This is a genomic window from Neisseria basseii (assembly GCF_962707005.1).
Lineage (GTDB): Bacteria > Pseudomonadota > Gammaproteobacteria > Burkholderiales > Neisseriaceae > Neisseria > Neisseria bergeri.
This window is the reverse complement of the sequence record NZ_CAUIXH010000025.1, coordinates 1-26,403: the sequence shown is the minus strand read 5'-3', so window position 1 is coordinate 26,403 and position 26,403 is coordinate 1. Positions and strand designations below refer to the sequence as shown.

At 53.4% G+C, this 26,403-nt stretch carries 27 protein-coding genes and 3 tRNA genes; 8 read left to right on the top strand and 22 right to left on the bottom strand.

The window, feature by feature from the left end:
* From Q9I99_RS10245 to Q9I99_RS10215, 7 genes are all read right to left on the bottom strand, one after another.
* On the bottom strand, nucleotides 1-144 hold a 144-nt coding region (locus Q9I99_RS10245), incomplete at its 3' end, for a GTP-binding protein (RefSeq protein ID WP_241345700.1).
* A 49-nt stretch (nucleotides 145-193) separates the two neighbouring features.
* Nucleotides 194-268 (bottom strand) — tRNA-Thr (locus Q9I99_RS10240).
* A gap of 8 nt (nucleotides 269-276) precedes the next feature.
* Nucleotides 277-350 (bottom strand) — tRNA-Gly (locus Q9I99_RS10235).
* A 30-nt stretch (nucleotides 351-380) separates the two neighbouring features.
* A tRNA-Tyr gene (locus tag Q9I99_RS10230) sits at nucleotides 381-464 on the bottom strand.
* A 97-nt stretch (nucleotides 465-561) separates the two neighbouring features.
* Complete coding sequence (locus Q9I99_RS10225) at nucleotides 562-813, bottom strand: YfhL family 4Fe-4S dicluster ferredoxin (protein WP_002215364.1); 252 nt, start codon at nucleotides 811-813, stop codon at nucleotides 562-564.
* A 122-nt stretch (nucleotides 814-935) separates the two neighbouring features.
* Nucleotides 936-1,505, bottom strand: coding sequence for a 16S rRNA (guanine(966)-N(2))-methyltransferase RsmD (gene rsmD / locus Q9I99_RS10220; RefSeq protein WP_301667281.1), 570 nt, complete (start codon nucleotides 1,503-1,505; stop codon nucleotides 936-938).
* 88 nt (nucleotides 1,506-1,593) lie between these two features.
* On the bottom strand, nucleotides 1,594-1,971 hold the full coding sequence (locus Q9I99_RS10215) for a helix-turn-helix domain-containing protein (RefSeq protein ID WP_301667280.1): 378 nt from the start codon (nucleotides 1,969-1,971) through the stop codon (nucleotides 1,594-1,596).
* 119 nt (nucleotides 1,972-2,090) lie between these two features.
* Between Q9I99_RS10215 and Q9I99_RS10210 the strand changes: the two genes are divergently transcribed.
* From Q9I99_RS10210 to Q9I99_RS10200, 3 genes are all read left to right on the top strand, one after another.
* Entirely contained in the window at nucleotides 2,091-2,651 is a 561-nt protein-coding gene (locus Q9I99_RS10210; RefSeq protein ID WP_301667279.1) for an HAD family hydrolase, read from the top strand.
* 2 nt (nucleotides 2,652-2,653) lie between these two features.
* Nucleotides 2,654-3,397: a ComF family protein gene (locus Q9I99_RS10205; RefSeq protein ID WP_301667278.1), complete on the top strand. Its 744-nt coding sequence runs from the start codon at nucleotides 2,654-2,656 to the stop codon at nucleotides 3,395-3,397.
* Between the two features lie 89 nt (nucleotides 3,398-3,486).
* Nucleotides 3,487-4,479, top strand: coding sequence for a DNA-processing protein DprA (locus Q9I99_RS10200; protein WP_301667277.1), 993 nt, complete (start codon nucleotides 3,487-3,489; stop codon nucleotides 4,477-4,479).
* Nucleotides 4,480-4,543: 64 nt separating this feature from the next.
* On the opposite strand, the gene topA is transcribed toward Q9I99_RS10200, so the two are convergent.
* From topA to def, 9 genes are all read right to left on the bottom strand, one after another.
* Nucleotides 4,544-6,850, bottom strand: coding sequence for a type I DNA topoisomerase (gene topA / locus Q9I99_RS10195; protein WP_188212412.1), 2,307 nt, complete (start codon nucleotides 6,848-6,850; stop codon nucleotides 4,544-4,546).
* Nucleotides 6,851-6,928: 78 nt separating this feature from the next.
* A complete protein-coding gene (locus Q9I99_RS10190) occupies nucleotides 6,929-7,390 on the bottom strand; it encodes a Smg family protein (RefSeq protein WP_301667276.1) in 462 nt (153 codons plus the stop codon).
* Between the two features lie 22 nt (nucleotides 7,391-7,412).
* Nucleotides 7,413-8,600, bottom strand: a complete 1,188-nt coding sequence (gene dprA, locus Q9I99_RS10185) for a DNA-processing protein DprA (RefSeq protein WP_301667275.1) — start codon at nucleotides 8,598-8,600, stop codon at nucleotides 7,413-7,415.
* Between the two features lie 90 nt (nucleotides 8,601-8,690).
* Nucleotides 8,691-9,968 (bottom strand): sigma-54-dependent transcriptional regulator, encoded by a 1,278-nt coding sequence (locus tag Q9I99_RS10180; protein ID WP_301667274.1) that lies wholly within the window; start codon nucleotides 9,966-9,968, stop codon nucleotides 8,691-8,693.
* Nucleotides 9,961-12,081 carry a sensor histidine kinase gene (locus Q9I99_RS10175; protein ID WP_301667273.1) on the bottom strand — a complete coding sequence of 707 codons (2,121 nt, stop codon included), beginning with the start codon at nucleotides 12,079-12,081 and terminating at the stop codon, nucleotides 9,961-9,963. Before Q9I99_RS10175 ends, Q9I99_RS10180 begins: the two co-directional genes overlap by 8 nt.
* The gene (locus tag Q9I99_RS10170) at nucleotides 12,081-12,680 is read right to left on the bottom strand and encodes a DUF4390 domain-containing protein (RefSeq protein WP_301667272.1); all 600 of its coding nucleotides are present in this window, start codon (nucleotides 12,678-12,680) and stop codon (nucleotides 12,081-12,083) included. Before Q9I99_RS10170 ends, Q9I99_RS10175 begins: the two co-directional genes overlap by 1 nt.
* On the bottom strand, nucleotides 12,646-13,905 hold the full coding sequence (rsmB, locus tag Q9I99_RS10165) for a 16S rRNA (cytosine(967)-C(5))-methyltransferase RsmB (RefSeq protein ID WP_301667271.1): 1,260 nt from the start codon (nucleotides 13,903-13,905) through the stop codon (nucleotides 12,646-12,648). Before rsmB ends, Q9I99_RS10170 begins: the two co-directional genes overlap by 35 nt.
* 77 nt (nucleotides 13,906-13,982) lie before the next feature.
* Nucleotides 13,983-14,909 carry a methionyl-tRNA formyltransferase gene (gene fmt, locus Q9I99_RS10160; protein WP_301667293.1) on the bottom strand — a complete coding sequence of 309 codons (927 nt, stop codon included), beginning with the start codon at nucleotides 14,907-14,909 and terminating at the stop codon, nucleotides 13,983-13,985.
* A gap of 86 nt (nucleotides 14,910-14,995) precedes the next feature.
* Nucleotides 14,996-15,499, bottom strand: a complete 504-nt coding sequence (gene def / locus Q9I99_RS10155) for a peptide deformylase (RefSeq protein ID WP_206609203.1) — start codon at nucleotides 15,497-15,499, stop codon at nucleotides 14,996-14,998.
* Nucleotides 15,500-15,683: 184 nt separating this feature from the next.
* Here def and Q9I99_RS10150 point away from each other — a divergent pair, with 184 nt between their 5' ends.
* A complete protein-coding gene (locus Q9I99_RS10150; protein WP_301667270.1) occupies nucleotides 15,684-16,907 on the top strand; it encodes a LysM peptidoglycan-binding domain-containing protein in 1,224 nt (407 codons plus the stop codon).
* A 307-nt stretch (nucleotides 16,908-17,214) separates the two neighbouring features.
* Here Q9I99_RS10150 and Q9I99_RS10145 read toward each other — a convergent pair whose 3' ends face one another.
* From Q9I99_RS10145 to Q9I99_RS10130, 4 genes are all read right to left on the bottom strand, one after another.
* Nucleotides 17,215-17,880, bottom strand: a complete 666-nt coding sequence (locus Q9I99_RS10145) for a DUF8453 domain-containing protein (RefSeq protein WP_301667269.1) — start codon at nucleotides 17,878-17,880, stop codon at nucleotides 17,215-17,217.
* Between the two features lie 64 nt (nucleotides 17,881-17,944).
* On the bottom strand, nucleotides 17,945-18,403 hold the full coding sequence (gene pyrI, locus Q9I99_RS10140; RefSeq protein WP_002216215.1) for an aspartate carbamoyltransferase regulatory subunit: 459 nt from the start codon (nucleotides 18,401-18,403) through the stop codon (nucleotides 17,945-17,947).
* Between the two features lie 9 nt (nucleotides 18,404-18,412).
* On the bottom strand, nucleotides 18,413-19,333 hold the full coding sequence (pyrB, locus tag Q9I99_RS10135) for an aspartate carbamoyltransferase (RefSeq protein WP_002245386.1): 921 nt from the start codon (nucleotides 19,331-19,333) through the stop codon (nucleotides 18,413-18,415).
* 29 nt (nucleotides 19,334-19,362) lie between these two features.
* Nucleotides 19,363-19,503, bottom strand: a complete 141-nt coding sequence (locus Q9I99_RS10130) for a hypothetical protein (RefSeq protein ID WP_153309789.1) — start codon at nucleotides 19,501-19,503, stop codon at nucleotides 19,363-19,365.
* Between the two features lie 65 nt (nucleotides 19,504-19,568).
* On the opposite strand from Q9I99_RS10130, the gene Q9I99_RS10125 reads away from it, so the two are divergent.
* A complete protein-coding gene (locus tag Q9I99_RS10125) occupies nucleotides 19,569-20,411 on the top strand; it encodes a GNAT family N-acetyltransferase (RefSeq protein WP_301667259.1) in 843 nt (280 codons plus the stop codon).
* Nucleotides 20,408-20,533 carry a hypothetical protein gene (locus Q9I99_RS10120; protein WP_275078737.1) on the top strand — a complete coding sequence of 42 codons (126 nt, stop codon included), beginning with the start codon at nucleotides 20,408-20,410 and terminating at the stop codon, nucleotides 20,531-20,533. Before Q9I99_RS10125 ends, Q9I99_RS10120 begins: the two co-directional genes overlap by 4 nt.
* A gap of 47 nt (nucleotides 20,534-20,580) precedes the next feature.
* Here Q9I99_RS10120 and Q9I99_RS10115 read toward each other — a convergent pair whose 3' ends face one another.
* Entirely contained in the window at nucleotides 20,581-21,132 is a 552-nt protein-coding gene (locus Q9I99_RS10115) for a hypothetical protein (protein WP_301667257.1), read from the bottom strand.
* Nucleotides 21,133-21,368: 236 nt separating this feature from the next.
* On the opposite strand from Q9I99_RS10115, the gene pyk reads away from it, so the two are divergent.
* Both pyk and Q9I99_RS10105 read left to right on the top strand, forming a co-directional pair.
* A complete protein-coding gene (gene pyk, locus Q9I99_RS10110) occupies nucleotides 21,369-22,841 on the top strand; it encodes a pyruvate kinase (protein ID WP_301667256.1) in 1,473 nt (490 codons plus the stop codon).
* Between the two features lie 210 nt (nucleotides 22,842-23,051).
* On the top strand, nucleotides 23,052-24,437 hold the full coding sequence (locus Q9I99_RS10105) for an OmpP1/FadL family transporter (protein ID WP_301667255.1): 1,386 nt from the start codon (nucleotides 23,052-23,054) through the stop codon (nucleotides 24,435-24,437).
* 214 nt (nucleotides 24,438-24,651) lie between these two features.
* Here Q9I99_RS10105 and Q9I99_RS10100 read toward each other — a convergent pair.
* Nucleotides 24,652-26,403 (bottom strand): hypothetical protein (locus Q9I99_RS10100; RefSeq protein ID WP_304666221.1); only part of this gene is annotated, 1,752 nt, incomplete at its 5' end.

Sequence of the window (26,403 nt, the reverse complement as noted above, 5' to 3'; positions counted from 1 at the left end):
GTCGTAAGCTTTTGCAGCGCCACCGAATTTTTTAGCCAAAATAGTAGTCAAAGCAGCAGTCAGAGTGGTTTTACCATGGTCAACGTGACCGATGGTGCCAACGTTTACGTGCGGTTTGCTACGTTCGAATTTTTCCTTAGCCATGGCAATATCCTATATATCTAAGCTTTAAAGAAATGAATAATCGAAGAGATGGTGCCCATGGGCAGATTTGAACTGCCGGCCTCTCCCTTACCAAGGGAGTGCTCTACCCCTGAGCTACATGGGCCTAATTGTTGGAGCGGGTGAAGGGAATCGAACCCTCACCGTAAGCTTGGAAGGCTTCTGCTCTACCATTGAGCTACACCCGCATTACTCGCTACTGCTCCAAGTAAGAATTTTGGTGGAGGGAGAAGGATTCGAACCTTCGAAGCTTTCGCAACAGATTTACAGTCTGCCCCCTTTGACCGCTCGGGAATCCCTCCAAAAGAGAGCGCTAGTTTATTAGCGGCTTGCTTTTCCGTCAAGTTTTTTTTTGATTTTATTTCAAAACAGACATAATTTGATGTTTTAAAGAAGAATTTATTTAAACTGGATAATCTTTTCGTATTTCGCCATCAACTCGTCATGGGTTTCGGGATGTTCTTCGTCAATCAGGATGCAATCAACCGGACAAACCTGCTGGCACTGCGGCTCATCGTAGTGTCCGACGCACTGAGTGCAGAGGTTGGGGTTGATTTCGTAAATTTCCTCGCCTTGGGAAATGGCATCATTCGGACATTCGGGTTCGCATACGTCGCAGTTGATGCACTCGTCGGTAATAAAGAGCGACATTTCTTTTCCTTTTCCACTAAATTATCAAAACCGGGCGGGCGCGGATTATAGCACAAGGTTTTTTTGAACCGGACGGTTGCAAACGAATGTTTACAACTCGGAAATGATTATCAAAGCGCATATTATTCAGCCACTTGGAAAATCCTTAATTCAAATGTACTCTGCCCCGATTTCCCCTCTCTATATTCCGTCAGCCAATCGGGAATATCCGGCAGCGTACCCGCCTCGAGATAGACGAATGCCTCGGGGTTCAGGTGCGGCTTCAAGGCATCGAACAGGATTTGCCAATCCTGCCATGCAAACGGCGGGTCGAGAAAGACGACATCAAACTGTTCGGATGCGGTCTTCAAATATGCAATGCCGTCTGAACAGACGATTTGCACCTGCCCCAAACCCAGTTCGCGGCTGTTTTTCTCAAGGGTTTGTACCGTTTGACGGTTGTTGTCTGCAATGACGACCCGTTTTGCATTACGCGATGCCGCCTCCATACCGAGTGCGCCACTGCCTCCGAAGAGATCCAAAACCGTTTTACCCGTCAAATCCTGTCCCAGCCAGTTAAACAGCTTTTCACGCACGCTGTCGGGTGTCGGACGCAGTCCGTCGGCGGATGTGAAACTTAATTTCCTGCCCCGGCATTGCCCGCCGATAATGCGTACCTGGTTGCTGTGTTTGGTATGTTTGCCTGCCGCCATAATCGAAAGCCTGAAAGTTCAAACGGTATTATACAAGACCTGTCAAAGAATATGCCGTCTGAAAACTTTTTTCAGACGGCATATCTGTTTAAACGGTTTCGGTCAGCTTGCGGAGCAGCTCGATTTCTTTGTCTTTTTGTTCCAACATTTCTTTACAATGTTCCAACTCCATTTTTAAAAATTCTATTTTCATCGAAACATCACCCGACGCATACAACGCAATATCGCCACCACTATCACCTTCATTAATCTGAAACACCATCCCACCACCGCCCGATTTGAGCAAGTCCCACATATCGATTTTGAAAATCTGAGCCAACTGCTCCAAACGCGGGATATTTAACTGCGTTTCGCCCCGTTCGATTTTGGCATACCCGCCTGCCGACATCGCCAGCTTTTCCGCCATATCCTCCTGCGACCATTTGTTCAACTCGCGCATTAGGCGGATTTTTTCGTGGGTTTCCATGGGCTGAACTTTCTATGTAGGTAGTTGAATTATCGGGACAGATTTTAAACTATGGTTGACTGGCTAAACAAGAATGTTTTTTATATTATTCAAATAAATAATGATTATGCACCATCTTTATGACTTACTCAAATATATCTCAACAGGATATTTTGCACTCTCCTTACAAGAATTTCCTTGTTGACTTAGATAACACTCTTATTTTTACGGATGCAGCTAATAACGCTGCGTATTTGTCTGCTGCCAATTCGTTGGGATTCTCTACACTTTTTTCAAAGCATAATCAATTTAGGATTACTCGTACAGATTTAACATCACTATCAGAATCTGTGCAGCAAAAGATTATTATTCAAAAACAAAAAATTTATCACTCTTTTCTAAACCAAACTATCCTTAATGAGGCTTTATTCCAATTGCTCAAAAATAGCAATCGAGATGTTTTTCTCGTCAGTAACGCTGATGAGAATCGAGCCAGCTCACTTATTGAATATCATCATCTTCACGATTTGTTCAAAGAAAAAATATTTTGCCCCTCTATCCCGAACAAATATGAATTTGCCCTTAAAAGGCTAAACCTCCTGCCAAATAGTGTTCTAATTTTTGATGATGACAAATTACAGCTTCAACAAGCCGCTGCTTTAGGCTTGCAGACCCCGCAACTTTATTTAATTGGAGTATAACAATGTCCGTTCACGATTTTATTAAAGATTATCCATATAATAACCTTCCCCTTAAGCATCATATTATTCAGAAAAATTGCTTTCTGAAAACAAATATTGATGCATACTATTGTCTAGACTATACCAAATATCGTAATCAGGGAAATCCTGATTTCCTTGTTGTATTTAAAAATACCTATAAAAATGTTTCTGAGGAAGAGTTATATAATGCTGCATACGAGCTTTTTCCATTTTATCATCAAATACTGGAACTTCTTGACAAAGAGAATCTCAATACCATCTGTGTTGTTCCACGTTCTAAAGCAAGGTCTTCTTATCAGATTAGTCAATTATTTTTCTTAGAGGCTATTCGCAAAATAATCACTGTAATCCAATCAAAACATAATGAGATGTTTTGTGAGGTTTCATGTTTTGATGGTTCTGACTATATTATTCGACATACGGATACCCGTACAACTCATTTGAATAAATCAAATTGTGGCGGAGATGGGGATTTGCCCTACCCGGGCATAACGACAGATACTTGTTCTTTATCAGATGAAATCCGAGGAAAACGTATTTTACTTATTGATGATATTTACACCAAAACAGTTAATGTCGATGAAGACTGCATACAGGCTTTATTGGATAAAGGTGCAGAAAAAGTAATCCTATTCACTATTGCCCGAACCAAATCCTACTTAGAGCATGACATAAATAATAAAGAATCCATTCGAGCCGAAGCAATAAGTATATTCAGCAGATAACCAGCTAATACCGAAGTCCCTTAGGGGGTAAAGATAATTTTGACTTGAACAACTTGTTTTAACTTCTAAAAAACAAACAGGAATTTCTCATGAAATATACAGAACATAGCTTGAATATATTAACTGCTTTAGAATTTAACGGCATCGGAAACGCATGGATTATACGAAACTTAAGTCATCGCACCCCATACGAAGAAATTGTAACTTTGCTAAATAACAAACTTCCTAAAGAAGAACAAGCAACAAATGAGACTTTTATAAGAGTAAGAAAACAAATCGAACAAAAGTTTATTGAGATTGAAAATTACTGTGATGGCGTTACTGCCATAGGAGAACCTGACTTCCCATTAATTCGTGGTAATGTACCCGACAGTGACAAACCTGTTGTCTTATTTTATAAAGGTGACTTATCACTTCTCAGCAAAAAAAATTCCAATGTTGCAGTTATTGGTTTATTAAATCCAGATAACCATACTTGTGATGATGAAAAAAAAGTTGTCCAAAAATTAGTGGAAAAAAATGCCGTTATCGTTAGCGGACTAGCGATGGGCTGTGATGCAGTGGCACACAAACAGGCACTACTGTCATCAGGTGCGACCGTTGCCATTTTACCAAGTCCGTTAACGGATATTTTACCTGCCGGTAATCGAGATTTAGCAGAAGAAATTGCATCAAACGACGGATTGTTGATTACTGAATATTACGAACCGCCAAAAAATCATAATGACCTTATCAGCCGTTTTATCAAGCGAGACCGTCTGCAGGCACTGTTTAGTGATGCGGTTATTTTAAGTGCCAGCTACACACCTGAAAGCATTGATAAAAAAAGCAAAAAAATTGATAGCGGCTCACGCCATGCACTTGAGAAAGCAAAACAGTATGGGATTTCACGAGCTGTTATTTATGATGAAAACAACAAAGAAAACCCCAAATACGATTTAAATCGTGAATTAATTAAGGATAAAACAACGCTTGTGATTAATCCTCATCAGCCTGAAGATGCAATAAATCAAATTTTCCAAGGATTTGAAAAAACAACAATTTCTTCATCGAGCCAAGGCATCCAAGGTGATCTATTTTAATAAACAAAATGCCGTCTGAAACTCCTTTCAGACGGCATTTTCTTCCATCTCAATCCCAACCGCTTCACTCTTTCGGTGCAGGCGGTTCAATCTGTTCTTTCCAGCCGCATTCTTTTTGCGGACAGACTTTTTCCACACCCCAGCGTTTGGTGGTTTTGATGGTTAAAACCGGCCAATGGCAGTTCGGGCATTCTTCGGCAACGGGCGGGTTCCAAGTGGCGTAGTTGCAGTCGGGATAGGTGCTGCAACTGTAAAACAATTTGCCGTAGCGGGATTTGCGCTCGACGAGGTTGCCTTTTTTGCATTGCGGGCATTGGACGCCGGTATCTTTCGGTTTTTCCAGCGGCTCGACGTGTTTGCATTTGGGGTAGTTGGCGCAGCCGATGAATTTGCTGCCGGTGCGGCTGTATTTGTACACTAGACGACCGCCGCATTTCGGACACTCGCGTCCGTCGAGTTCGGCTTGTTCAGCCTCGGCTTTGGCGATGCGCTCGGCGGCTTCTTCGGCAGTTTCGTTGACGTTGCGCGTGTAGCTGCACTCGGGATAACCGGCACACGCAACAAAACGACCCATTTTGCCGAATTTAATTTGCAGTTTGTGTTCGCCGCATTTCGGGCAGGTTTCGTCAAGTTCCTGCGTGGTGAATTTGGCGCGTTCGATGCCCTCTTTTTCTTCTACTTGCTTGATGAACGGTTTCCAGAATTTGTCCATCACGGGAATCCATTGGCGTTTGCCGTTGGCAATTTCGTCAAGCTGGTCTTCGAGTTTGGCGGTGAAGTGGTAATCGACATATTGGGCGAAGTGTTCGGTCAGGAATTTATTGACGATGTCGCCTGTGTCGGTAGGCATGAAGCGTTTTTGCTCAAGGGTAACGTATTCGCGGTCTTTGAGCGTGGAGATGATGCTGGCGTAGGTCGAGGGGCGGCCGATGCCGTATTCTTCGAGGGCTTTAACCAGTGTGGCTTCGTTGTAGCGCGGCGGCGGGGTGGTGAAGTGTTGCTCGCCGTAGAGTTTGTCCACGGGCAGTTTGTCGCCTTCGCTCATTTCAGGCAGTTTTTTGCTGTCTTCGCCTTCTTCATCGTCGCTACTTTCTTCGTAAACGCTGAGGAAGCCTGCGAAGGTTTGCACTTGTCCGGTTACGCGGAATACGCCTTTGCCGACGGTAATATCGACGGTGGTTTGGTCGAATTTGGCGGGCGTCATCTGACAGGCGACGGTGCGCTGCCAAATCATTTGATAGAGTTTGAACTGATCTGCGCTCAGGAAGGGTTTGACGCTTTCGGGCGTGCGGTACACGGAAGTCGGACGGATCGCTTCGTGCGCTTCTTGGGCGTTTTTGGATTTGGTTTTGTATTGCTTGGCGGCACTCGGCAGATATTCTTTGCCGATTTTGTTTTCGATGTAATGGCGGATTTCGGTTAATGCTTCATCTGCCAAATTCACGCTGTCGGTACGCATATAGGTAATCAAACCGATGGCACCCTGCCCTACGTCTATACCTTCGTAAAGCTGTTGGGCGGTACGCATGGTGCGGTCGGTGGTAAAGCCGAGTTTGCGCACGGCATCCTGCTGCATGGTAGATGTGGTGAACGGCGCGGCGGGGTTGCGGCTGCGCTTTTTCTTTTCGATGGCGGTAACGACTGCCTCTTTGCCTTCGAGTTCTTTCAACACGTCGGCTTGCGCGGCTTCGTTCGGCAGGTCGAATTGTTCGAGTTTCGCGCCGTTGTATTGGGCGAGTTTGGCGGTAAACTTACTGCGGCCTTTGTGGCTGTCGAGATGTACCGTCCAATATTCCTGCGCTTCAAACGCGCGGATTTCATTTTCGCGTTCGCAAATCAAACGCAGTGCGGGGCTTTGCACACGGCCTGCACTCAAACCGCGGCGAATTTTTTTCCACAACAATGGCGAGAGGTTGAAACCGACCAGATAGTCCAAAGCGCGACGGGCTTGTTGCGCATCGACCAAGTCCATTTCGATTTCGCGCGGATGGGCAACCGCATCGAGCACGGCGTTTTTGGTGATTTCGTGAAATACGACACGCTGCGGCTTGATGTTTTTCAAGCCGCGTTTGGATTTAAGGATTTCCAAAAGATGCCAAGAAATGGCTTCGCCTTCCCTATCCGGGTCGGTTGCGAGGTAGATGTTTTCAGCTTCTTTGGCACCGGCAACGATGGCATCGACGTGTTTGCTGTTGCGGCTGATCAATTGGTATTTCATGGCAAAGCCATTGTCGGGATCGACTGCTCCGCTTTTGGGGACGAGGTCGCGGACATGTCCGTAGGACGCGAGGATTTCAAAATCGCCGCCCAAATATTTTTTCAGGGTTTTGGCTTTGGACGGGGATTCGACGATTAAGAGGTTTTTCGCCATTTGTCGTTCTCTGGATGGTGGTTTTGATGCCGGCGTTTCAGACGGCAGGTTAGCAGGATAATGCCGTCTGAAGCCGCTTCAGTTCATCGTGGGTTTGTTGTCGAGTAAAAGCGCGCTCATCAGCTCGTCGCCGACCAACACGGGCAGCTCGCTCTTGTTTGCCCATAAAAGCAGCAGGGTCAGCACTTTGGCGGTATCTACGGTAATTTCGTCGCCGGGGATGTGCATCAGCGCGTGGATGATGATTTCCCGCTGTTCGCAGCTTACGGCTTTTTCTTCAATCAGATATTGCATCAGCCCCATCACTTCCTGCGGCAGGTTGTCGGTCTCTTCTTTGCTGTACACGCGCAATGCGCTGCTGTCGGCGGGTTCGGCGGAAAATTCGGAGCTGTTGAGCAATACTTCCATCATCATCAGGGTGTTGCCGATTTCCATGGTATCGAAACCCGCTTCTTCGAGCAGCATACCCAAGTCTTCGGGCGGCGGACAGGTATCGAAATCTTGGAAATGTTCGATGAGGTAGGCAATGACTTCGGTCATTCATGTTCCTTAAATTATGCGTTCAAGTTCGGATACGCTGGTATCTGCCGCCGGGCATTGCGGCAACGCTGCCGTCCAATTCCAATTCCAACAGTGCGGCATACAAATCTGCGGCAGGCATAGCGAGCTGCCCGGCAAGCACGTCGGGATGGACGGGGTCGAAACCCATTTTATCCAGTATGCCGCCGTGGGCTGTGCCGCCTGCCGCCCCTTCAGACGGCATTTTTGCGGCAGGTGGCGGGGCGGATGCCGTCTGAACGGCGCGGCGACCCGTGTCGGGCATATCCTTATTTATAGAATATGACGAAGCACCCGTATTTTGCAATAGCCCCGGGCATTCGTTCAGGATGTCGTCCAAACATTCCGTCAGTTTCGCTCCGTCTTTAATCAGTTTGTGGCAGCCTTTGCTGTGGGGGTTGTCTATCGAACCGGGTACCGCCATTACCTCGCGCCCCATTTCTGCCGCCAAACCGGCGGTAATCAGCGAACCGGATTCCAAGGCGGCCTCGACCACCAGCGTAACCTGCGACAGCGCGGCAATCAGGCGGTTGCGGCGCGGAAAGTTGCCGGCATACGGGCGCGTGCCGATGGGGAACTCGCTGACAATCAGTCCTTTTTCGGCGATTTCATAGGCAAGGTTTTTGTTGGCCGGCGGGTAAATGCGGTCTATGCCCGTCCCCCACACGGCGATGGTGCCGCCTTCTGCCTCCAGTGCGCCCTGATGGGCGGCGGTATCGATGCCCGAAGCCATACCCGACACAACGGGAATGCCTTTCCCAGCCAACGCCCTGCCGAAATCTTTGGCAATCCGCATGGCCTGAGGCGTGGCATAGCGGCTGCCGACGATGGCGGCGGAAGGCTTGTGCAGCAGCCGCACGTTGCCGCGCAAAAACAAAACCGGCGGCGCGGTCAGCCCCTGCGTCAGCATTTCGGGGAAATCTTCATCCTGAAGCAGCATCAGGCGGCATCCGTCCCGCATTTCCCATTCCAACGCCGCTTCTGCCGCCTGCCGCGCCAAAGCGCGTTTTTCCGCATTGCGCCAAGCCTCAAGCGCGTGCTTATGCCGCACCGCCGGGGCAACCTGTTCCGCCGGTGCGGACAAGGCATTTTGCGCGCTGCCGAAACGGCGCATCAGCAGCAGGAAACTTTCCGCGCCGATATAGGGCGTAAACGCCAATTGCAGCCACGCGAAACGTTCGTCCTCTGTCATAAAATCCGTCCCCTTACGATTTCAGACGGCATTTGCACCAAATGCCGTCTGAAAACAGAAGCCCGCAACCGGAAAACCGGCCGTCCGGGCCTATTCTTCGGTTTTTTCCCCCGCCCGGCGCGAAACGCCGATGCCGAGCTGTTTGAGTTTGCGGTAAAGGTGCGTGCGTTCCAAACCGACCTTCTGCGCCACTTTGCTCATATTCTGACCTTCTTGGGCGATGTGGTACTCGAAATAACGCCGCTCCACCTCCTCCCTCAATTCGCGCAGCGGCAGATTGAAGTTGAAGCCGCCCGCCATATCTTCCGCCCCCTCGGCAGGCACATTCTGCCCCAAAAGGGAAGAAACCGCCCCTGCGCCGATTTCCTGTCCGTCCGCCTCCAACAGCAGCGTTGCTACGACGCTTTGCAGTTGGTCGAAATTTCCCGGCCAGTCGTAACGGGTCAGCACGGCAAGCGCATCTTCACTGAATGGGGCTGGCGCAATCTTTTGGCTTTCCGCCACCTCGCAGGCAATCCCCTGAATCAGGAAGGCGATGTCCTCATGCTGCATACGCAGCGGCGGAATGCGGACGACCGACTCCGACAGCAGTTCCGCCAGCTTTTCCTCGCAGGCAATGCCGTCTGAACCTGCCGTCCTGCTGCCCGATGCGACCACCCTGACGCGGCAGCGTTCCGCCTTGCCGATGATAAAGGCAATGCCGGTTTGGATATTGCGGCTGTATTGGGCGATGTCGCCGACATACAAAACGCCGCCCTCCGCCTTCTGCAACAGTTCCATCGGCATATCGATCAGATATTCGACCCTTGCCGGACTGACCCACGGCGTACCGTTTTTATGGAAATAGCGCGCCACGGTTTCAAACGGCGACCCCGCCTCGCCCGTCAAAAATATAGGGGACGTGCGTTTTGCCGCCGCTTCGACTTCGCGGTTCATCTCCTGAATCGCGGCACTGTTGCCCAGCTTGTCGAACACCGGTCCCGTTTCGATTTGAGCCGCACCGTGTTTCAACGCGTTTTCGACGGCAGACAGCAGCTTTTGCAGGGAAATCGGTTTTTCCAAAAAATCGATCGCGCCGATTTTGGTCGCTTCTACGGCAGTATCGATGCTGGCGTGCCCGCTCATCATCACCACCGGCATATTGAGCTGCCCGTTTTTCGCCCATTCCTTCAAAAGGGTAATGCCGTCGCAATCGGGCATCCAAATATCCAGCAGCACCATCGCCGGGCGTACCTGATGGCGCAGCTTGCGCGCCTCTTCGGCGTTTTCCGCCAACGCGACCGAATAGCCTTCGTCCTGCAGGATTTCCGACAGCAGGTCGCGGATGCCGATTTCGTCATCTACAATTAAAATATCGCTGCTACGCATAAGTTTCTACCGTTTTTGGCAAGATGATTCTGACACACGCCCCGCCCGCATCCTGATTGCTCAAACTGATGCGGCCGCCGTGTTCTTCAATGATTTTTTTCACCACGGGCAGACCCAGTCCCGTTCCCGCCGGTTTGTCCGTTACATACGGCTCGAAGGCGTTGTGCAGCATTTCCCTGCCGAACCCTTTGCCGTTGTCGCAAACCGTCAGGACAATCCGACCGTCCTGCCCCGCTTCCGATTTTACCCTGACTTCGGGCACATCGGCTTCTTCCGCCGCTTCGGCGGCATTTTTGAAAATATTGTGCAGCACCTGCCGCATGGCGGTCGTATCCGCCGCCATCATCAGCGGTTCGCCGGCAAGTTCCGCCTCAAACCGGCACGGGCCGGCTTCGTACAGAGCCAAAACATCGCCGATTAAGGCGTTCAAATCCTGATTTTCCAGTTTGAGCGAAGGGGCGCGCGCGTAATTGCGGAATGCCTCGACCATTTCTTTCAACGCCGCCACCTGTTTGATGATGGTTTCGGTCGAACGCGTCAGGATTTGCGCGTCCTGCTCGTCCAGCTTCCCGCCCAATTTCCACGCCAGCCGTTCGGCGGAAAGCTGGATGGGCGTGAGCGGATTGCGGATTTCGTGTGCCAGCCGTTTCGCCACTTCGCCCCACGCGGCCTCTTTTTGCGCGCGTATCAGCACGGTGATGTCGTCAATCACCATCACCACGCCGTTGCCGTTGTCTTCGGGCAGGACGGTTGCCTTGCCCAGCAGGATTTTGGCATCGTCCGGCGCGGCATATTCCACCTGTACCGGCTTGTCCGTACCCGCCGCCGTACCGATGGCGGCAAACACTTCGGCAAGCAGGGACTGCTGCGCCGAAACGCCGTGCCAACCGTGCCGGCTGCTGCCCCACAGGGGGGCGAGCGGCATCCCCAAAATCTGTTCCGCCGCCTTGTTGAAGGTTTTCAGACGGCCTTGTTCGTCAAACACCACCACACCGGTAGTCAGCCCCTCCAACACGCATTCGAGGTAGTGGCGGGCGGCTTCCTCGCGCCGGCGGTTGCGTTCGTCTGCTTCTTTGGCGATGGAAAGCTGCTCGGTCATATGGTTGAACAGCTTGGTCAAACGTCCGAACTCGTCGTTGCGCAACACGGGGCGCGTCTGGCTGAAATCGCCCTGCGCCACCGCCTTCGCCCCCTCGGCAAGCGACAAAATGGGTTCGACGAAACGGCGGGCAAAATACAGTGCCATTACCAGTGCAAGAAAAATCGACAGCAGCGAGGCAATCAGCAGGGTTACCAGAAAAAAGGTCTGCAAACCTTTTTTGCTGTAACTCAATTCGGCATATTTCGCACGCGCCTTTTCGATTAAGACGGCATCCTGTGCCACATTTTCGGGAATCGGCTGGCGGAAGAACAGCGCGTAATCGCGTCCGTTGTGCGTACCCGCCGACAGCCAGCCCTGCGCGTACAATACGCCGCCTATGCTTTCCAAACTCCGAACCGAACCGGTCTGCTGAATCTGTTCCCAATGTGCTTTGTCGGGAAGCGGCTGGTCGAATTGGTGCGGATTGATGCTTTTTTCGATTTTGCCGCTTGCGGCATTGTACAGGGCAAGCTGGGCAAAACCGCTGCCGGCGTAGTGTTCCAGCACACTGCCCATATTGCCCGACAGGGAGGCGGTGCCGATGAGGTCTATCTGTACGGGAACGGCGTTGCTGACGGCATTGTCTGCCGCCAAATCCAGTGCGGACTTGCTCAAATTGAGGCTGCGTTCGAGGGCTTCGTGGGTGTCATTGCCGAACCACGAATTAATCGTACCGTTGATGAACTGTGCGGAAACACCGAACAGGAACACGCCGGGCAGTACGGCGACCAGCGTGAACATCCCGGAAAGGCGTTTGGCAATCTGCGAACCGAACACGCCGTTGCGCCTGTCTTTCAACAGCAATATGACATAACGCGCCAGAACGGCAGACAACACCAGCAGCAGCATTGCGCTGAATGCGACTATCCACCAAAAATAATCCGCCAGCGCACTGGCACTGCCGGTCGCCGCCGTCAATCCGTACAGCAGGACGACGGCGCACGCGGCGGAAACAGGCAGAAAGCGGCGCATTATTTGTTCCCGATAATGTTTAAAGGTTTCCAACCCGAATCCAAATGCCAGTTCTTAGCAGTCAATGCGTTGATTTGGAAGGGCTTGGGCAGTTTCGCCGTGGACAGCGTCAGGCGGATTTCGGCTTTGGTTTCCCCCGCTTCCGCGCCGGACAGCGCGCCTTTGTGCAGGACTTTCCAATTGGCAACCGCGCCGGTCGCGCGCAATGCCGCCGCCAAAGTGTCGTAGTCTGTCGAAAACGCGCCGACGGTAACGCGGTAGCGGTTGGTCAGCGGATGAAAGGTCAGTTTGTAATAGATATCGGCATCGCCGCCGATAAGCTGGTCGAATTTGAACCGGTAGGCGGCGATTGTCGGGGCGGAAAGCTGCCAGCTCAGGGTAAAGTTGAGCGGTACGCCTTGGCGCAACGCCTGTTGGAGCTGGTCGGGCAGCTCGGTTTGGAAGCGGCTGCTGATGGAAAGCCGCCCGCCGTCGGTTATCCTCGCTTCGGCACGGATCGCGGCAATGCCCTCCGCCGCCGCGTCCGGCAAAACGGAAAGCATCGGCAGCAGCACAAGCCATTGTTTAATGCTTTTGAATAAGCGCGTAATAAAAGCCATCTTGGTGTTTGTTCGGTAAAAGCACCCGCGATTCGATCGGTTCGGCATCGGCATGGCGGTTGAGGAATTTTTGCAATTGCCCGTCGTTTTCTTCGACGAACACGGAACAGGTGGCAAGCAGCATTCTGCCGCCCTGTTTCAGCGTCTGCCAAAGTGCGTCCAGCAGGGCTTCCTGCTGGCGGGCGGTTTTGAGCGCGTCGGTCGGACGGCGCAGCCATTTCACGTCGGGATTGCGCCGCGCCACGCCGGAAGCGGTGCATGGCACGTCGGCAAGGATTGCGTCGAAAGGCTTTCCATCATACCACGCCGCCAAATCCCGCGCATCGGCACACGCCGCCGATGCCGTCTGAAAGCCCAAACGGGCGATATTGTCCTCCACACGCTTCAGACGGCCTGCATCAATGTCCAAGGCGGTAACGCGGCAATCCGCCAGTTCCAAAATATGCCCCGTCTTGCCGCCCGGCGCGGCGCACGCGTCCAAAATCCGTTCGCCGTCTTTCGGGTTAAGGAGATACGCCGCCTGCTGCGCGCCGAAGTCCTGTACCGAAACAATGCCGTCTGAAAAACCGGGCAGACGGTTTACCGGCACGGCTTCTTCCAACGTAACCGCATATTCGTCCAACGCCTTAGCCGCAATGCCTTCCGCAGCCAGTTTTTCCAAATAGCTTTCAGCATTGCCGTGTCGGCGGTTGACGCGCAACGTCATCGGCGGATGGGATTGCAGCGCGGCGGTGATGTTGTGCCAGTGTTTCGGATAATGGTTTCTCAAATAAGCCACCCACCACAGCGGCAGGTTGTGTTTCGCCACATCGTCTTTTTTACACGAGGCAGCAAGCTTGTCGCGTTCGCGCAAAAAGCGGCGCAAAACCGCGTTGGCAAACGAACGGTACTGCCCGCGCCCGATTTTGGCGATGCTTTCAACAGCTTCGTTGACCACGGCGTGCGGCGCGTTGCGCGTGTAATGCAGTTGGTACAACGCCGCCAAAAGCAGGCTTTCGAGCTGCGGATTGTCAATCGGTTTTTTCAGCATCTGCGCGAGCATATGTTTCAAACTGCCCAAATAACGCTGGCAGCCGTAGGCGATGTCCTGCAACGCGCCGTTTTCCTGCGCCGTAAGGTCGGGATGCGCGGTGCGGATTTGCGCCAACACGTCCTGAAGGTTGCGCCCTTCGGCAACCGCCGCAATGCTGTCGGCGGCAAGTTTTTGGGCAAGTGCCATACTCATATTATGTGATTCGCTTTCTTCAACTGATGGTTTCAGACGGCATCCCCGTTTGCAGTTCAAATGCCGTCTGAAGGGATTTACAGCTTCGTCCCTGCTTCGATATGCCGTCCCGCCGCAAACGCCGCGATATTCATACGCCTGCCGCCGGCAGGCTGCAATTCGGTAATCTTCAGCGCGTTTTCGCCGCAGGCAACGACCAAACCGTCCGCCGAACAGGACAACACTTCGCCTGCCGTGCCTTGTTGCGCCACCACTTCCGCCCGCCGGATTTTCATCGGCTTGCCCTGATATTTGACCCACGCGGCAGGCACGGGGTTGAAGGCGCGGATTTTGCGTTCGATAACCGCCGCGCTTTCGCTCCAATCGATACGCGCTTCTTCTTTGCTTAATTTTTGGGCGTAAGTTACGCCTTCTTCGGGCTGTTTGACCGCGTTCAGACGGCCTTTGCTTTGAAGCTGTTGCAAATCGGCAACAACCGCCGCCGCACCGATTTCCATCAGCGCGTCGTAGACTTCGTTGGCGGTATCGGTAGGTTGGATGGCGTAGCGGTGTTCGCTGACCACATCGCCGGTGTCCAAACCAGCATCCATCTGCATAATGCACACGCCGGTTTCGGCATCGCCTGCCTCAATCGCGCGCTGAATCGGCGCCGCGCCGCGCCAACGGGGCAGCAGCGAGGCGTGGATGTTGAGGCAGCCGTGTTTCGGTGTATCCAACACTTCCTGCGGCAAAATCAAACCATACGCGGCAACCACCATTACGTCTGCCTCGACCTCTTTGAGCATTTGCAGGGCTTCGGCGTTGTTGCGCAGTTTTTCGGGCTGTGCCACGCGCAAACCGAGTTCCAGCGCGGCTTGTTTGACAGGCGGGGCAGTCAGTTGCATACCGCGCCCTTTCGGACGGTCGGGCTGGGTCAGCACCAGCGGGATTTCAAAACCGGCGGCGGCAACGGCTTTTAAGGCGGCGGCGGCAAAATCGGGCGTGCCGGCAAAGATGACTTTCATAGCGTGTTCCTGCGTGTGCGTAAAGTTGTCGGATAAGGGCGTGCCGTCTGAAAACCTTGCAGCGTTCAGACGGCACGGCAAAAGGGTCAAATCGTATGTTTCTGACGTTTTTTCAGCTTGGTTTTAATGCGTCCCTGCTTGAGTTGGGAAAGGCGTTCGACAAACACGATGCCCATCAGGTGGTCCAACTCGTGCTGCACGCAAATCGCCAGCAAGCCGTCCGCCTCCAGCGTGAACTTTTCGCCTTTTTCATTCAAAGCCTCGACCTTGACGCGTTCGGCGCGGGTAACGGTGTCGTAAATGCCCGGTACGGACAGGCAGCCCTCTTCGTAAGTGGTTTCGCCGTCTTTTTCGACGATGACGGGGTTGATGAACACGCGCGGTTCGCTGCGGTCTTCGGTCAAATCCATCACGACGATGCGCTCGTGCACATCGACCTGCGTCGCCGCCAGCCCGATGCCGCGCGCCTCGTACATCGTTTCAAACATATCGGCAACCAGCTTCCGGACGCGCTCATCGACTTGTTCGACAGGCTTCGCCACCGTGTGCAAACGCTCGTCGGGATATTGGAGGATATTCAGTAAAGCCATAATTTTCTCTTTCCTTAGGCGGATACGCCGCCTGTTTTTCATAATTACCGTGATGGTGCGGATAATTCGATGTTAAAATGCGAGACATTTATTGTCATGCGGCACGTCCCGAAAAGACCGCCGCCGCTTTTTCCAACCCAATCAGGCAAGACAAACCGAAATTCATCAGATAAGGGGAACGGTTATGCAACGTCGTATTATAACCCTGCTCTGCGCGGCAGGTATGGCATTATCAACACAAACTTTGGCGGCAAATCTGAAGGTGCGCCCGAACGCGCCGCAACGCTACACGGTCAAACAGGGCGACACCCTGTGGGGCATTTCGGGCAAATACCTGTACAGCCCGTGGCAATGGGGCCGCCTGTGGGGTGCGAACCGGGGCCAAATCCGCAATCCCGACCTGATTTATCCGGGCCAGGTATTGGTGTTGCGCTACGTTAACGGCGAACCGCGCCTCGGCTTGGAACAGACAGACGGCATCCCCGTCGTCAAAATGAGTCCGGATAAGGAAGTTTCCGGATACGGTATTCCCGCCATCGATGTCAACTTCTACCGCATCTTTATGCAGCATCCGCAAATCGTTTCCCGCAAAGAAACCGCTGCCGCGCCGCGCCTGGTTTCGGGCCCCGAAGGCAGGCTGCTGTACACCAAAGGCACTAGGGTTTACACCAAAGGCCTGAAAGAGCCAGGCCGCTACCTGACCTACCGTATCAATAAAAACATCACCGATCCGGATACGGGTAAATTCCTCGGGCAGGAAGTCGCATTCGGCGGCATCGTGCGCTCCCTCGACTATACCGACTCCGCCCTCGAACAACGCTCGAAACAGGCTGAAGAACGGCTGAAAGACAACGAATACTATACCCGCACCCATCCTTTGATTACCCCGCTGCGTACCCATTCGATACAGCCGCTGGTGGTCGAAACCGCCATTTCCGAAATACAGCAGGGCGACTACCTGATGAAAATGCCGGAAGACACCGACCGCTTCAATATGGTGCCGCACGAGCCCTCCCAACCGGTTCAGGCGAAAATCGTTTCCGTGTTTGAAGGCGCGGGGGTCGGCGGACAGTTCAAAACCATTACGATAGACAAAGGCGGGGACGACGGATTGGACAAAGGCGCGGTTTTAAGCCTCTACAAACGCAAGAAAACGATGCAGGTCAACCTCTCCAACAATTTGGCCGAAGAACCTAAAAGCAGGGATACCGTCGAGCTGATTTCGACACCTGCCGAAGAAGTGGGCTTGGCAATGGTTTACCACACTACGCCGAGACTGGCTTACGCCATTATTTTGGAAAACATCTCCGATATTTCCGAAGGCGACACCGCCGCCAATCCGGGACGGGATTTGGACAATATGCCGGATCAGGGTCGCGCCCGCGTCGATTCCGACCCTTTCCAATAACCCCTCGGCAACAATGCCGTCTGAAGGCTTCAGACGGCATTTTTATTGAGGCTGTGTTTTCATATCCCGTTGATGCAGAACCCTGATTCGGCCGGACAAAATGCCCTTTATCCAACAGGGCCGGTTTCCGCCCGAACGGAAACCGGCGGCTTTCCCTTTGCAAACAAATAGAATCGGCCGGTATTCAAATCCACCCTGCCGCTTTGCCGCCGCCCCTTGAAAAAATGCCGTCTGAAGCCTTCAGACGGCATTGTTGCCGAAAAAAGCCGCCGCGCCGCCCGTGCGCGCCCCATACATCGGGACACCTTCAATAAAATATCCGCTTAGGCTTTTCCGGCGTTTTCGAGATTTCCCTCAACGCCTGATTGAGCGCGCCCAACTCCAACGCCGTTTCCGAACGGCAGGCATCGCCGAAGATGTTTTTATATTCCGCCGTCAGTTTCAACATTCCTTTGAACGCGCGCCCCTCCAAAGCCGCCGACAACTCGAAAATATCGGCGAACACGCGTCCATAGGTTTCGCCCGAGGCGACCGCGTCCGTCCCCAATGCGAACATATCCATTTTTGCCAACTCGGCGGCAATCGTGCGCGCGTCTTCGTCGTCGGGCAGCACTTCCGCCTTAAACCTGACCTGCTCCGCCATCCCTTTGCCGTGGTTTTTGACCAGCAGGGCGAGCATCTGCGGCTTGTGTTCCAAATGCTGTAAAGAAGCGTGCAGGACGGGGTGTATGCTTTCGTTCTGTATCATTTTTTCGCGGTAGAACTTTTCCGCCTTAGCCTTTGAACGCGCCGACACGAACGCCCACGCCAGCCACACCAGCGCGACGGCGGACAATGCGGACAGAAGCGGAGGCAGCTCTTCAGTATAGGCTTTCTGATTGAACCAGATTTGCGCAGTCAAAAAACCGGCAAAGAAAATCAAAACATAAAGTATCGGTGCGAAACGGCTTTGGACAGAAGCGTGCATCATCATTCCATTTCAGATTGGCAAAACAGGCGGCAGACGAAATGCCGCCCACTCGGTTTAAGGGAATCCGTCAGGCTTCCGCCACCGAATCCCGGCTGTAGGTTTTTTCGCAGTAGTGGCATTTCAGCCGCGTCTGCCCGTTGTGTTTTTTAACATAAAACCGGCTTTTGACCGGCTCGCCATGGCCGGCGCAATTCGTGTTCGGACAGCGGAACACTTCGGCGATTTCGTCGGGCAGGTTCAAATGCCGCTTCTGCACGACCTTGAAATTGTCGATGGTATTGACCACCGCTTCGGGGGCGAACAGGGCGAGGCGGTCGGCGGCTTTGTCGTCCAAGCACACGCCTTTGATTTTGATGATGTCTTTGCTGCCTTGGGTTTTGCTGGGCAGGTTGAAGCCCACGGTTACTGCGTTGCCGTAGTGCAAAAGTTTGAACTGGCGCAGGATGGTCAGCCCCCTGCCGGCGGGAATATGGTCGATAACCGTACCTTTTTCAATGGCTTCGACACTGAGTTTCGGGGTTTCCATATCGGTTCCTCACACTTCTTCGTTCAACACCAGCGACAATATCGCCATACGCGCATAAACGCCGTTGGTTGCCTGCTCGAAATAATAGGCATGCGGCGTAGCATCGACATCGGGATGGATTTCGTCCACGCGCGGCAGGGGGTGCAGCACGCGCAGGTTCGGTTTGGCGCGGGCAAGCATGGATGCGTCGAGGTTGAATTTGCCTTGGATTTTGGCAAATTCCTGTTCGTCGAAACGCTCGCGCTGAACACGGGTCATATACAGGATATCTGCCCATTCCGCCGCTTCTTCCAAACTGCCGAGGATACGGTATCGGCAACCAGCTTCGTCCAACTCTTCGGTAATATAGTCGGGCATGGCTAGGCTGGGCGGCGAAACAAAGGCAAATTCACAATTCCAACGTTTCAACGCCTGACAAAGCGAATGCACGGTGCGCCCGTATTTCAAGTCGCCCGCCATTGCGATTTTGAGCTTGTCCAAACGCCCCTGCGTTTCATAAATCGTTACCAGATCCAACAAGGTCTGGCTGGGATGCTGGTTCGTGCCGTCGCCGGCGTTGATGACGGGGACGCGCGAAAACTCCGCCGCCACGCGCGCCGCGCCGTCTTTGGGGTGGCGTTGGATGATTGCGTCGGTGTAGCCGGAAATGATGCGGGCGGTATCGGCAAGCGTCTCGCCTTTTTTGGCACTGGTATTCGCGCCGTCCGAGAAACCGATAACTTTGCCGCCCAGCCGCTGCACCGCCGTTTCAAACGACAGGCGCGTACGCGTGGACGGTTCAAAGAAGCACGAACCGATAAGTTTCCCTTCCAACAAATCGCCGCGCGGATGCGCCTTCAGCTTCAATGCCGTCTGAAGCAGGCATTCCAACTGTTCGCGCGACAAATCCGAAATGGAGATGATGTGCTGTCTGTAAAGCGGATTAGGCATTTTTGCCCCCCTTCCGTAAAAAACCCGCGTCAGGCGGGTATCCGGTTATACGTCCACGCCGCCCGTATGTTTGCGGAACAGCTTCGCAAAAGCGGCAATACGGCGCGTATTATCGCACATTTGCCGCCGCAAAGTTTTACCGCACGAATCCCGTACTTTTCAGACGGCATATCCAAACACGCCCGCATAAGCATAAGGTATAATCGCGCCAGACATTTCTTTTCAGGAAGCCGCCATGTTAGTCTGCAACCCCTACGAAGTCGTCATCCACGGCACAACGAGTTCCGGCAAGATTTTCCGCCCCAGCGACTGGGCGGAACGCCTGTGCGGCATTCTGTCCTCGTTTACCAAAGACAACCGTCTCTCCTACTCGAAATGGGTGCGCCCGATTTTAGTGGACAACATCCGCTGCGTCGCCGTCGATAAAAAACTGGAAACCGACAACCCCCAAATGTTCCGCTTCCTGATGGACTTTGCCGCCGACAACGACCTGCGCGTCATCGACTGCAAAGCCCTGCTCGAAGAACGCGAACAGGGCGGACAAAACGACCCTACCGACGAGCGCGTCCTGCTGGCACAGGCAATCGAAGAAAAACACGCCGCCGAAAAAGCACAGGAACAGACCGCCTCGGGCGCATCCTACGTTTTACGCGAAATCGGCGCGGACGACACCGCCACCGCCTTTGCAGCCTTGAGCGTTTTGCGTTCCGCCCTGACCGACATCAACCGCTTTACCGAACAAATCAACAAAATCCAACGCCCCCAAGGCTACCGCCTGCTGGGTATTTTTGAAGAAGGCAAACACAATGCCGTCGCCGTCTGCGGCTTCCGCGAAGCCTGCACCCTCGCCGGCGGCCGCCACATCCACATCGACGACATCGTTACCCTGCCGCAAAGCCGCCGCAAAGGCTACGCTTCGCGCCTGCTGGAAGAAGTCCGCAAAATCGGCGCGGAAACAGGAGTAACCAAAATCCACCTTAACGTCCACGTCAACCACGACCGCGCCGACGCGCACCGCCTGTATTTCAAAAACGGTTTTGAAATCTGCGCCTACCACTTCCGTTGCGATCCCAAATGAAAACACTCATCCTCATCTGCACCCTGTCGGCACTCGCCGCCTGCGCCACCCCGTCCGGACAAGGCGGCACTCAGGTTTACGGCGAAATCAAAGCCGGTATCGAAACCCGGCACGCCCGCTGAAAAATGCCGTCTGAAGCCCTTTCAGACGGCATTTTAAAATACGCGCCCTATCCGCCCGCCTTGCCCGCACCCCCTGCCTTTGCCGCCCTGCCCGATGCCGTCTGAAGCCTGAACCGCCCCACCAGCCCGATGACGCACGACACCGCCGGAAAGGGCATACACAAAGCCGTCAGCACATAACGCGCATTCCCCGTATTGACCACGTCCGCGCCCTTCAGCAGCAGCGGCAGCGCGTTCGCCCACTCCCACAGCGAAGGCGCGCTGAACGCCAATACCGCCACCAGCCCCAACATCCGGAACACCCCGATTTCCAAGACCTGCCGCCGCCGCACCGAACGGTTGAGCAGAAACACGACCGCCAACCCGAAACAGACCACCGCCGCCATACCGCCGTTGGCGACAATCTGCAAACTGTTGAACGCAATATCGGGCGTAACCGCCAGCACGCCTTCCGAATCCGGCACGGCACGCTGCAAATCCAAACCCTGCAACACGTTCAACACAAAACCGTAGATCAAATCAAAAAACACCACGCCTATCGGCAAAGCACTCAAAACCCGCCACATCGTCCTGTCCGACCAACCGTTCAAAACCTTCATTTTACCCGACCGCGCAAGCCGCCGAACAAAAAATAAATTTAGCCTAAATCATAAAACCGTGTAATTTTGCACCAAAAAAGGCGGTTTGCAGGTAAAATATCAAACCATTAATTTAAATCATATTTTTACAGAATATTCCGCCGCGTTCATCAAATGGCATCAAACCGGTTCCAAATTTCTGTAATTTTGCAACAAAATACCGCAAAACACCCGATTGAGACCGAAAGGACTTTCATATGAACCAGACAAGCCGCGATCTGACCCGCATCAGCCACAACACCAAAATCGTCGCCACCCTCGGGCCGGGCAGCAATAACGTAGAACTGTTGGAAGATATGATCCGCGTCGGCGGCCTGAACGTCGTCCGCTTCAACTTCAGCCACGGCACGCCCGAATTCCATCAGGAAAACGCCCGCATCGTGCGCGAGGCGGCAAAACGCGCTGGACAGGAAATCGCCATCATTGCCGACCTGCAAGGCCCAAAAATCCGCGTGGGCAAAATCGCCGGCGGCAGCATCGAATTGAACAAAGGCGAAACACTGGTACTGGATGCCGCGCTCGAAGGCGAAGGCACGCGCGAGGCGGTCGGTTTGGACTACCGCGACCTGCCCGACGACGTTGCCGCAGGCGATGTCTTGTGGCTGGACGACGGCCTGCTGACCCTGACCGTGGAATCCGTCGAAGGCAGCAGGATTATCACAAGGGTGGAAAACAGCCACGTCCTGAAAAGCAACAAAGGCATCAATAAGCGCGGCGGCGGTTTGTCCGCAGGCGCGTTGACAGAAAAAGACTTCCGCGACCTGAAAACCGCGATTGCCATCGGTTGCGACTACCTCGCCATCAGCTTTGTGAAGTCCGCCGAAGACCTGCACATCGCGCGCGCCAAAGTCGAAGAAGAAATGAAAGGCAGCACTGCCGTGCGCCCCGGTTTGGTTTCCAAAATCGAACGTGTGGAAGCGATTGAAAACCTTGATGAAATCATCCTCGCCGGCGACGGCATTATGGTTGCGCGCGGCGACTTGGCGGTCGAAGTCGGACACGCCGCCGTCCCCGCCCTGCAAAAACGGATGATCCGCCGCGCCCGCGAGTTGCGCCGCTTCAGCATTACGGCGACGCAAATGATGGAATCGATGATTACCAACCCCGTGCCGACCCGCGCGGAAGTCAGCGATGTGGCAAACGCGGTATTGGACGGCACCGATGCGGTGATGTGTTCCGCCGAAACCGCCGTCGGCGCGTATCCGTTTGAAACCGTCAGCCAAATGGCGATTATCTGCGCGGCTGCCGAAAAAGAACAGAATTCGCTCAACGGCGTTGCCGAACAGGTTGAGTATCCCGAAGCCGTCAGCACCAACCTGGCGGTTGCCGGCGGCGCGGTCAGCGTGGCGCGCGCGGTTCACGCCAAAGCCATCGTCGCCCTGACCGAAAGCGGTTCGACCGCCTTTGAAATCAGCCGCCACAATATCACCCTGCCGATTTTCGCGCTGACCCCGAGCGTTTCCGCCCAACGCCGTATGGCGATGTACCGGGGCGTGCGTCCGCTGATTTTGGCAACCAGCACCGACCACGACACGGCGTTGAACGAAGTCGAAACGATGCTGGTGGAACACAACATCCTGCATTCCGGCGACCAGTACATCATCACCAGCGGCTCGCAAATGCGCGAATCCGGTTCGACCAACACGCTGGAAGTGCTGCGCGTCAAATAATCCGCCCTGAGTGGAAAATGCCGTCTGAAGCCGATGCCCGAGGCTTCAGACGGCATTTTTTGCGGCGGCGCGGCGGTTCGGGCAAACTCTGAAAAAATTGTGCAAATCCGGCAACATCGGATAAAATCGAGTACCTATACTAAAGCGAAACAAGGCAATTCCGACTGCCTTTTTTATTTGTCCTCCATCCGCCTTTTTACGGAAACTGAAATGACCCCTTCCACACTGAAAAAAACCGTCCTGCTGCTCGGCACTGCCTTTGCCGCCGCATCCGTCCACGCATCCGGCTACCACTTCGGCACACAGTCGGTCAACGCGCAAAGCACGGCAAATGCCGCCGCCGCAGAAGCCGCCGACGCATCGACCATCTTCTACAACCCCGCCGGCCTGACCAAACTCGACAGCAGCCAGATTTCCGTCAACGCCAATATCGTGTTGCCCAGCATCCGTTATGAGGCGGATTCCGCCACCGACTTTACCGGGCTTCCCGTCCAAGGTTCTAAAAACGGCAAAATCACCAAAACCACGGTTGCGCCCCACATCTACGGCGCATACAAAGTCAACGACGACCTGACCGTGGGCTTGGGCGTGTACGTCCCCTTCGGCTCTGCCACCGAATACGAAAAAGATTCCGTGTTGCGCCACAACATCAACAAACTCGGGCTGACCAGCATCGCCGTCGAACCTGTCGCTGCATGGAAACTCAACGACCATCATTCCTTCGGCGCAGGCATCATCGCCCAACATACTTCCGCCGAGCTGCGCAAATATGCCGACTGGGGTATCCCGCAAAAAGCAGCAATGCTGAAATCCAATCCCGCCGGTGCCGCCGCCATTCAGGCCGATGGACACGCCGATGTCAAAGGCAGCGATTGGGGCTTCGGCTACCAACTGGCGTGGATGTGGGACATCAACGACCGCGCGCGCGTGGGCGTGAACTACCGTTCCAAAGTCTCACACACGCTCAAAGGCGATGCCGAATGGGCGGCAGACGGCGCAGCGGCGAAAGCAATGTGGAGTACGGCACTCGCAGCAAACGGTTACACGGCGAATGAAAAAGCCCGCGTCAAAATCGTAACGCCTGAGTCTTTGTCCGTACACGGCATGTACAAAGTGTCCGACAAAGCCAACCTGTTCGGCGACGTAACCTGGACGCGCCACAGCCGCTTCAATAAGGCGGAACTGGTTTTTGAAAAAGAAAAAACCATCGGTATGAGCAAAAAATCCGACCGCACCACCATCACCCCCAACTGGCGCAACACCTACAAAGTCGGCTTGGGCGGTTCTTATCAAATCAGCGAACCGCTGCAACTGCGCGCCGGCATCGCTTTTGACAAATCGCCCGTCCGCAACGCCGACTACCGTATGAACAGCCTGCCCGACGGCAACCGCATCTGGTTCTCCGCCGGTATGAAATACCATATCGGCAAAAACCACGTCGTCGATGCCGCCTACACCCACATCCACATCAACGACACCAGCTACCGCACGGCGAAGGCAAGCGGCAACGATGTGGACAGCAAAGGCGCTTCTTCCGCACGTTTCAAAAACCACGCCGACATCATCGGCCTGCAATACACCTACAAATTCAAATAAACGTTCCGCCGTTTGATTGTAGAAATGCCGTCTGAAACAGATTTCCGTTTCAGACGGCATTGTTTTAGGCTCGATTGAAAACGAAGCAGGAAAACACTGCCGCCATCCCCGTACAGACAGGAATGACGGGGTGCATTTTTGATTTGTTCCACTGCAACAATGCCGTCTGAACGCTTCCGTTTCAGACGGCATTTTTATCCGGCAGCCGATACGCCTACCTCGGTATCCGGGAGAATATATGCAGAACCTCCTTCATATCAAAATGGTAGGGACGCTCGGGCAACAGGACGGCGGCGGGCAGCTTGGTGATGCCGTTCAAGCCGCGCGGGAACAGCGCAATCCGCTCTTTGCCCTTTTCCGCATAATCTGCTTTGCGGTTGTGGACGGAAACCACTTCGCGATGGCGGTAAAGCAGCGTGTTCATTTCGATATAGGCTTCGTTGTGGATGGCTGCCGACTGTTTCTGCAACACGTCAATCTGCCTGTTGAGCTTGTCGTTGGTTTTCATCAGCCTGTTGAAGAACGACGGTTGCTCCTGCAGTTTGGCGGTACAGGCTTCGATACTTTCCGATACCGGCCCGAACTGTTCGAGGTGTTTTTCCAGACAATTTTCCAAGTCGTTCAGGCAGACGACCATCTTGCGGGAAAATTCTTCTTCAGGCTTTCCCTGCCGAATGGACAATATCTCGCGGCGGCGGTCTTCCATTGCGGAAATATAGGCGTTCATGCGGTCGGACATATTTTCCACATCCCTGCTCATCCACAGCGCGGGCAGCAGGCGGAAGTTTTCAAACGAATTGAAGATGCCGCCGAAAGACTGGCGGAAGGCGATATAAATATATTTCAAATCTTCCTCGCCCTTCGCCATACGCGTCAGGCAATAGTAGAACGGATCGAGGACGGTGTCGCCCAACAACCGCTCGAATTGGTCCAATCTGGCGGCAATCGCCTGCGTGCGTTCGACTTGCGCGGGGAACGGCGAAAACAACAGCGGCAGGGCTTTTTTGTCGTAGTTTTCCTCTATCCTGTCCATCATATCGATGATTTCCCAGCTCACGCCGGATTGCAGCGAAAGAATCTGTTTCAAACCGTTGGCAAACCTCAGAGCATCATTCTGAGTGATGTTGCGGACGGGGATATGGATGGCGGTGTAATAGCGGTTGTAGCTGGTATAAAGCTTGTCTTCCGACAGGAAGCGGCGCAGGGAAAACGGAATATCGTCGGTGTAATAAGGCGCGATGGCGAAGATGTATTTTGACGTTCGGATAACTTCCAACTGGCGGGCGCGCTGTTCGGCAAACAATACTTTGTCAAACACCGGTTCGGGCATCTGCTTCACTTCGCGCGGGCGCATCATCGGAAAACTGTTGCCGAGCAGGTGCGATTTTAGGAACACTTCGCAGATATAGGTACAGATGATGTCCGAATCGAGATTGCGGGTATTTTCGGGGATTTCCCATTTGGTTTTGTTTTTCAATACCGCAGCGGCGGCGTAGATGAATTCGGTTTTCAGAATCTGTTTGAAATTTTCCCGTGCGCGCTTGCCTCCGGTATCGACGTTTTTGATAACGGACAGCACGCTTTCGAGAATGTCGGCAATATAAACCGGCGATTCGCATTGCGCCAATACATCCAGGCGTTCCGCAATATGCCCCGCCAGCCGTTTGAGGTCGGGGATGGGAATATCCTTTGCCAAAGAAGAAAACGAAATGCGTTTTTTGGGAAGGTACGTGAAAGAACCGTCGGCTTCGTTATAGCCTATGCCTTTTCGGGAAAGGATTTGCGTACAGGCGGCCTGTCTGGCTTCGGGAGAAAGTGTTTTGAAGATTTCTGTCAGATTTTCCTGCCAATGGCAGTCGAGTTCGGGAAGGATTTGATTGAGTCTGAAACGGACGGCGTAAGGGATAAGGTCTTGCTCGAAATGTTCATTTTGCGGGGGGGGGGGGGGGGGGGGGGGGGGGGTTGT

Coding starts and splice junctions, on each gene's coding strand:
- pyrB (WP_002245386.1), bottom strand. CDS start 19,333: ATGCCTAATCCGCTTTACAGACAGCACATCATCTCCATTTCGGATTTG.
- def (WP_206609203.1), bottom strand. CDS start 15,499: ATGGCTTTACTGAATATCCTCCAATATCCCGACGAGCGTTTGCACACG.
- Q9I99_RS10105 (WP_301667255.1), top strand. CDS start 23,052: ATGACCCCTTCCACACTGAAAAAAACCGTCCTGCTGCTCGGCACTGCC.
- Q9I99_RS10130 (WP_153309789.1), bottom strand. CDS start 19,503: ATGCCGTCTGAAAAGTACGGGATTCGTGCGGTAAAACTTTGCGGCGGC.
- Q9I99_RS10210 (WP_301667279.1), top strand. CDS start 2,091: ATGACTTACTCAAATATATCTCAACAGGATATTTTGCACTCTCCTTAC.
- Q9I99_RS10170 (WP_301667272.1), bottom strand. CDS start 12,680: ATGGCTTTTATTACGCGCTTATTCAAAAGCATTAAACAATGGCTTGTG.
- pyrI (WP_002216215.1), bottom strand. CDS start 18,403: ATGGAAACCCCGAAACTCAGTGTCGAAGCCATTGAAAAAGGTACGGTT.
- Q9I99_RS10115 (WP_301667257.1), bottom strand. CDS start 21,132: ATGAAGGTTTTGAACGGTTGGTCGGACAGGACGATGTGGCGGGTTTTG.
- pyk (WP_301667256.1), top strand. CDS start 21,369: ATGAACCAGACAAGCCGCGATCTGACCCGCATCAGCCACAACACCAAA.
- Q9I99_RS10190 (WP_301667276.1), bottom strand. CDS start 7,390: ATGACCGAAGTCATTGCCTACCTCATCGAACATTTCCAAGATTTCGAT.
- Q9I99_RS10205 (WP_301667278.1), top strand. CDS start 2,654: ATGTCCGTTCACGATTTTATTAAAGATTATCCATATAATAACCTTCCC.
- fmt (WP_301667293.1), bottom strand. CDS start 14,909: ATGAAAGTCATCTTTGCCGGCACGCCCGATTTTGCCGCCGCCGCCTTA.
- Q9I99_RS10120 (WP_275078737.1), top strand. CDS start 20,408: ATGAAAACACTCATCCTCATCTGCACCCTGTCGGCACTCGCCGCCTGC.
- Q9I99_RS10145 (WP_301667269.1), bottom strand. CDS start 17,880: ATGATGATGCACGCTTCTGTCCAAAGCCGTTTCGCACCGATACTTTAT.
- Q9I99_RS10215 (WP_301667280.1), bottom strand. CDS start 1,971: ATGGAAACCCACGAAAAAATCCGCCTAATGCGCGAGTTGAACAAATGG.
- Q9I99_RS10150 (WP_301667270.1), top strand. CDS start 15,684: ATGCAACGTCGTATTATAACCCTGCTCTGCGCGGCAGGTATGGCATTA.
- Q9I99_RS10175 (WP_301667273.1), bottom strand. CDS start 12,081: ATGCGCCGCTTTCTGCCTGTTTCCGCCGCGTGCGCCGTCGTCCTGCTG.
- Q9I99_RS10200 (WP_301667277.1), top strand. CDS start 3,487: ATGAAATATACAGAACATAGCTTGAATATATTAACTGCTTTAGAATTT.
- topA (WP_188212412.1), bottom strand. CDS start 6,850: ATGGCGAAAAACCTCTTAATCGTCGAATCCCCGTCCAAAGCCAAAACC.
- Q9I99_RS10225 (WP_002215364.1), bottom strand. CDS start 813: ATGTCGCTCTTTATTACCGACGAGTGCATCAACTGCGACGTATGCGAA.
- dprA (WP_301667275.1), bottom strand. CDS start 8,600: ATGACAGAGGACGAACGTTTCGCGTGGCTGCAATTGGCGTTTACGCCC.
- rsmD (WP_301667281.1), bottom strand. CDS start 1,505: ATGGCGGCAGGCAAACATACCAAACACAGCAACCAGGTACGCATTATC.
- Q9I99_RS10125 (WP_301667259.1), top strand. CDS start 19,569: ATGTTAGTCTGCAACCCCTACGAAGTCGTCATCCACGGCACAACGAGT.
- Q9I99_RS10180 (WP_301667274.1), bottom strand. CDS start 9,968: ATGCGTAGCAGCGATATTTTAATTGTAGATGACGAAATCGGCATCCGC.
- rsmB (WP_301667271.1), bottom strand. CDS start 13,905: ATGAGTATGGCACTTGCCCAAAAACTTGCCGCCGACAGCATTGCGGCG.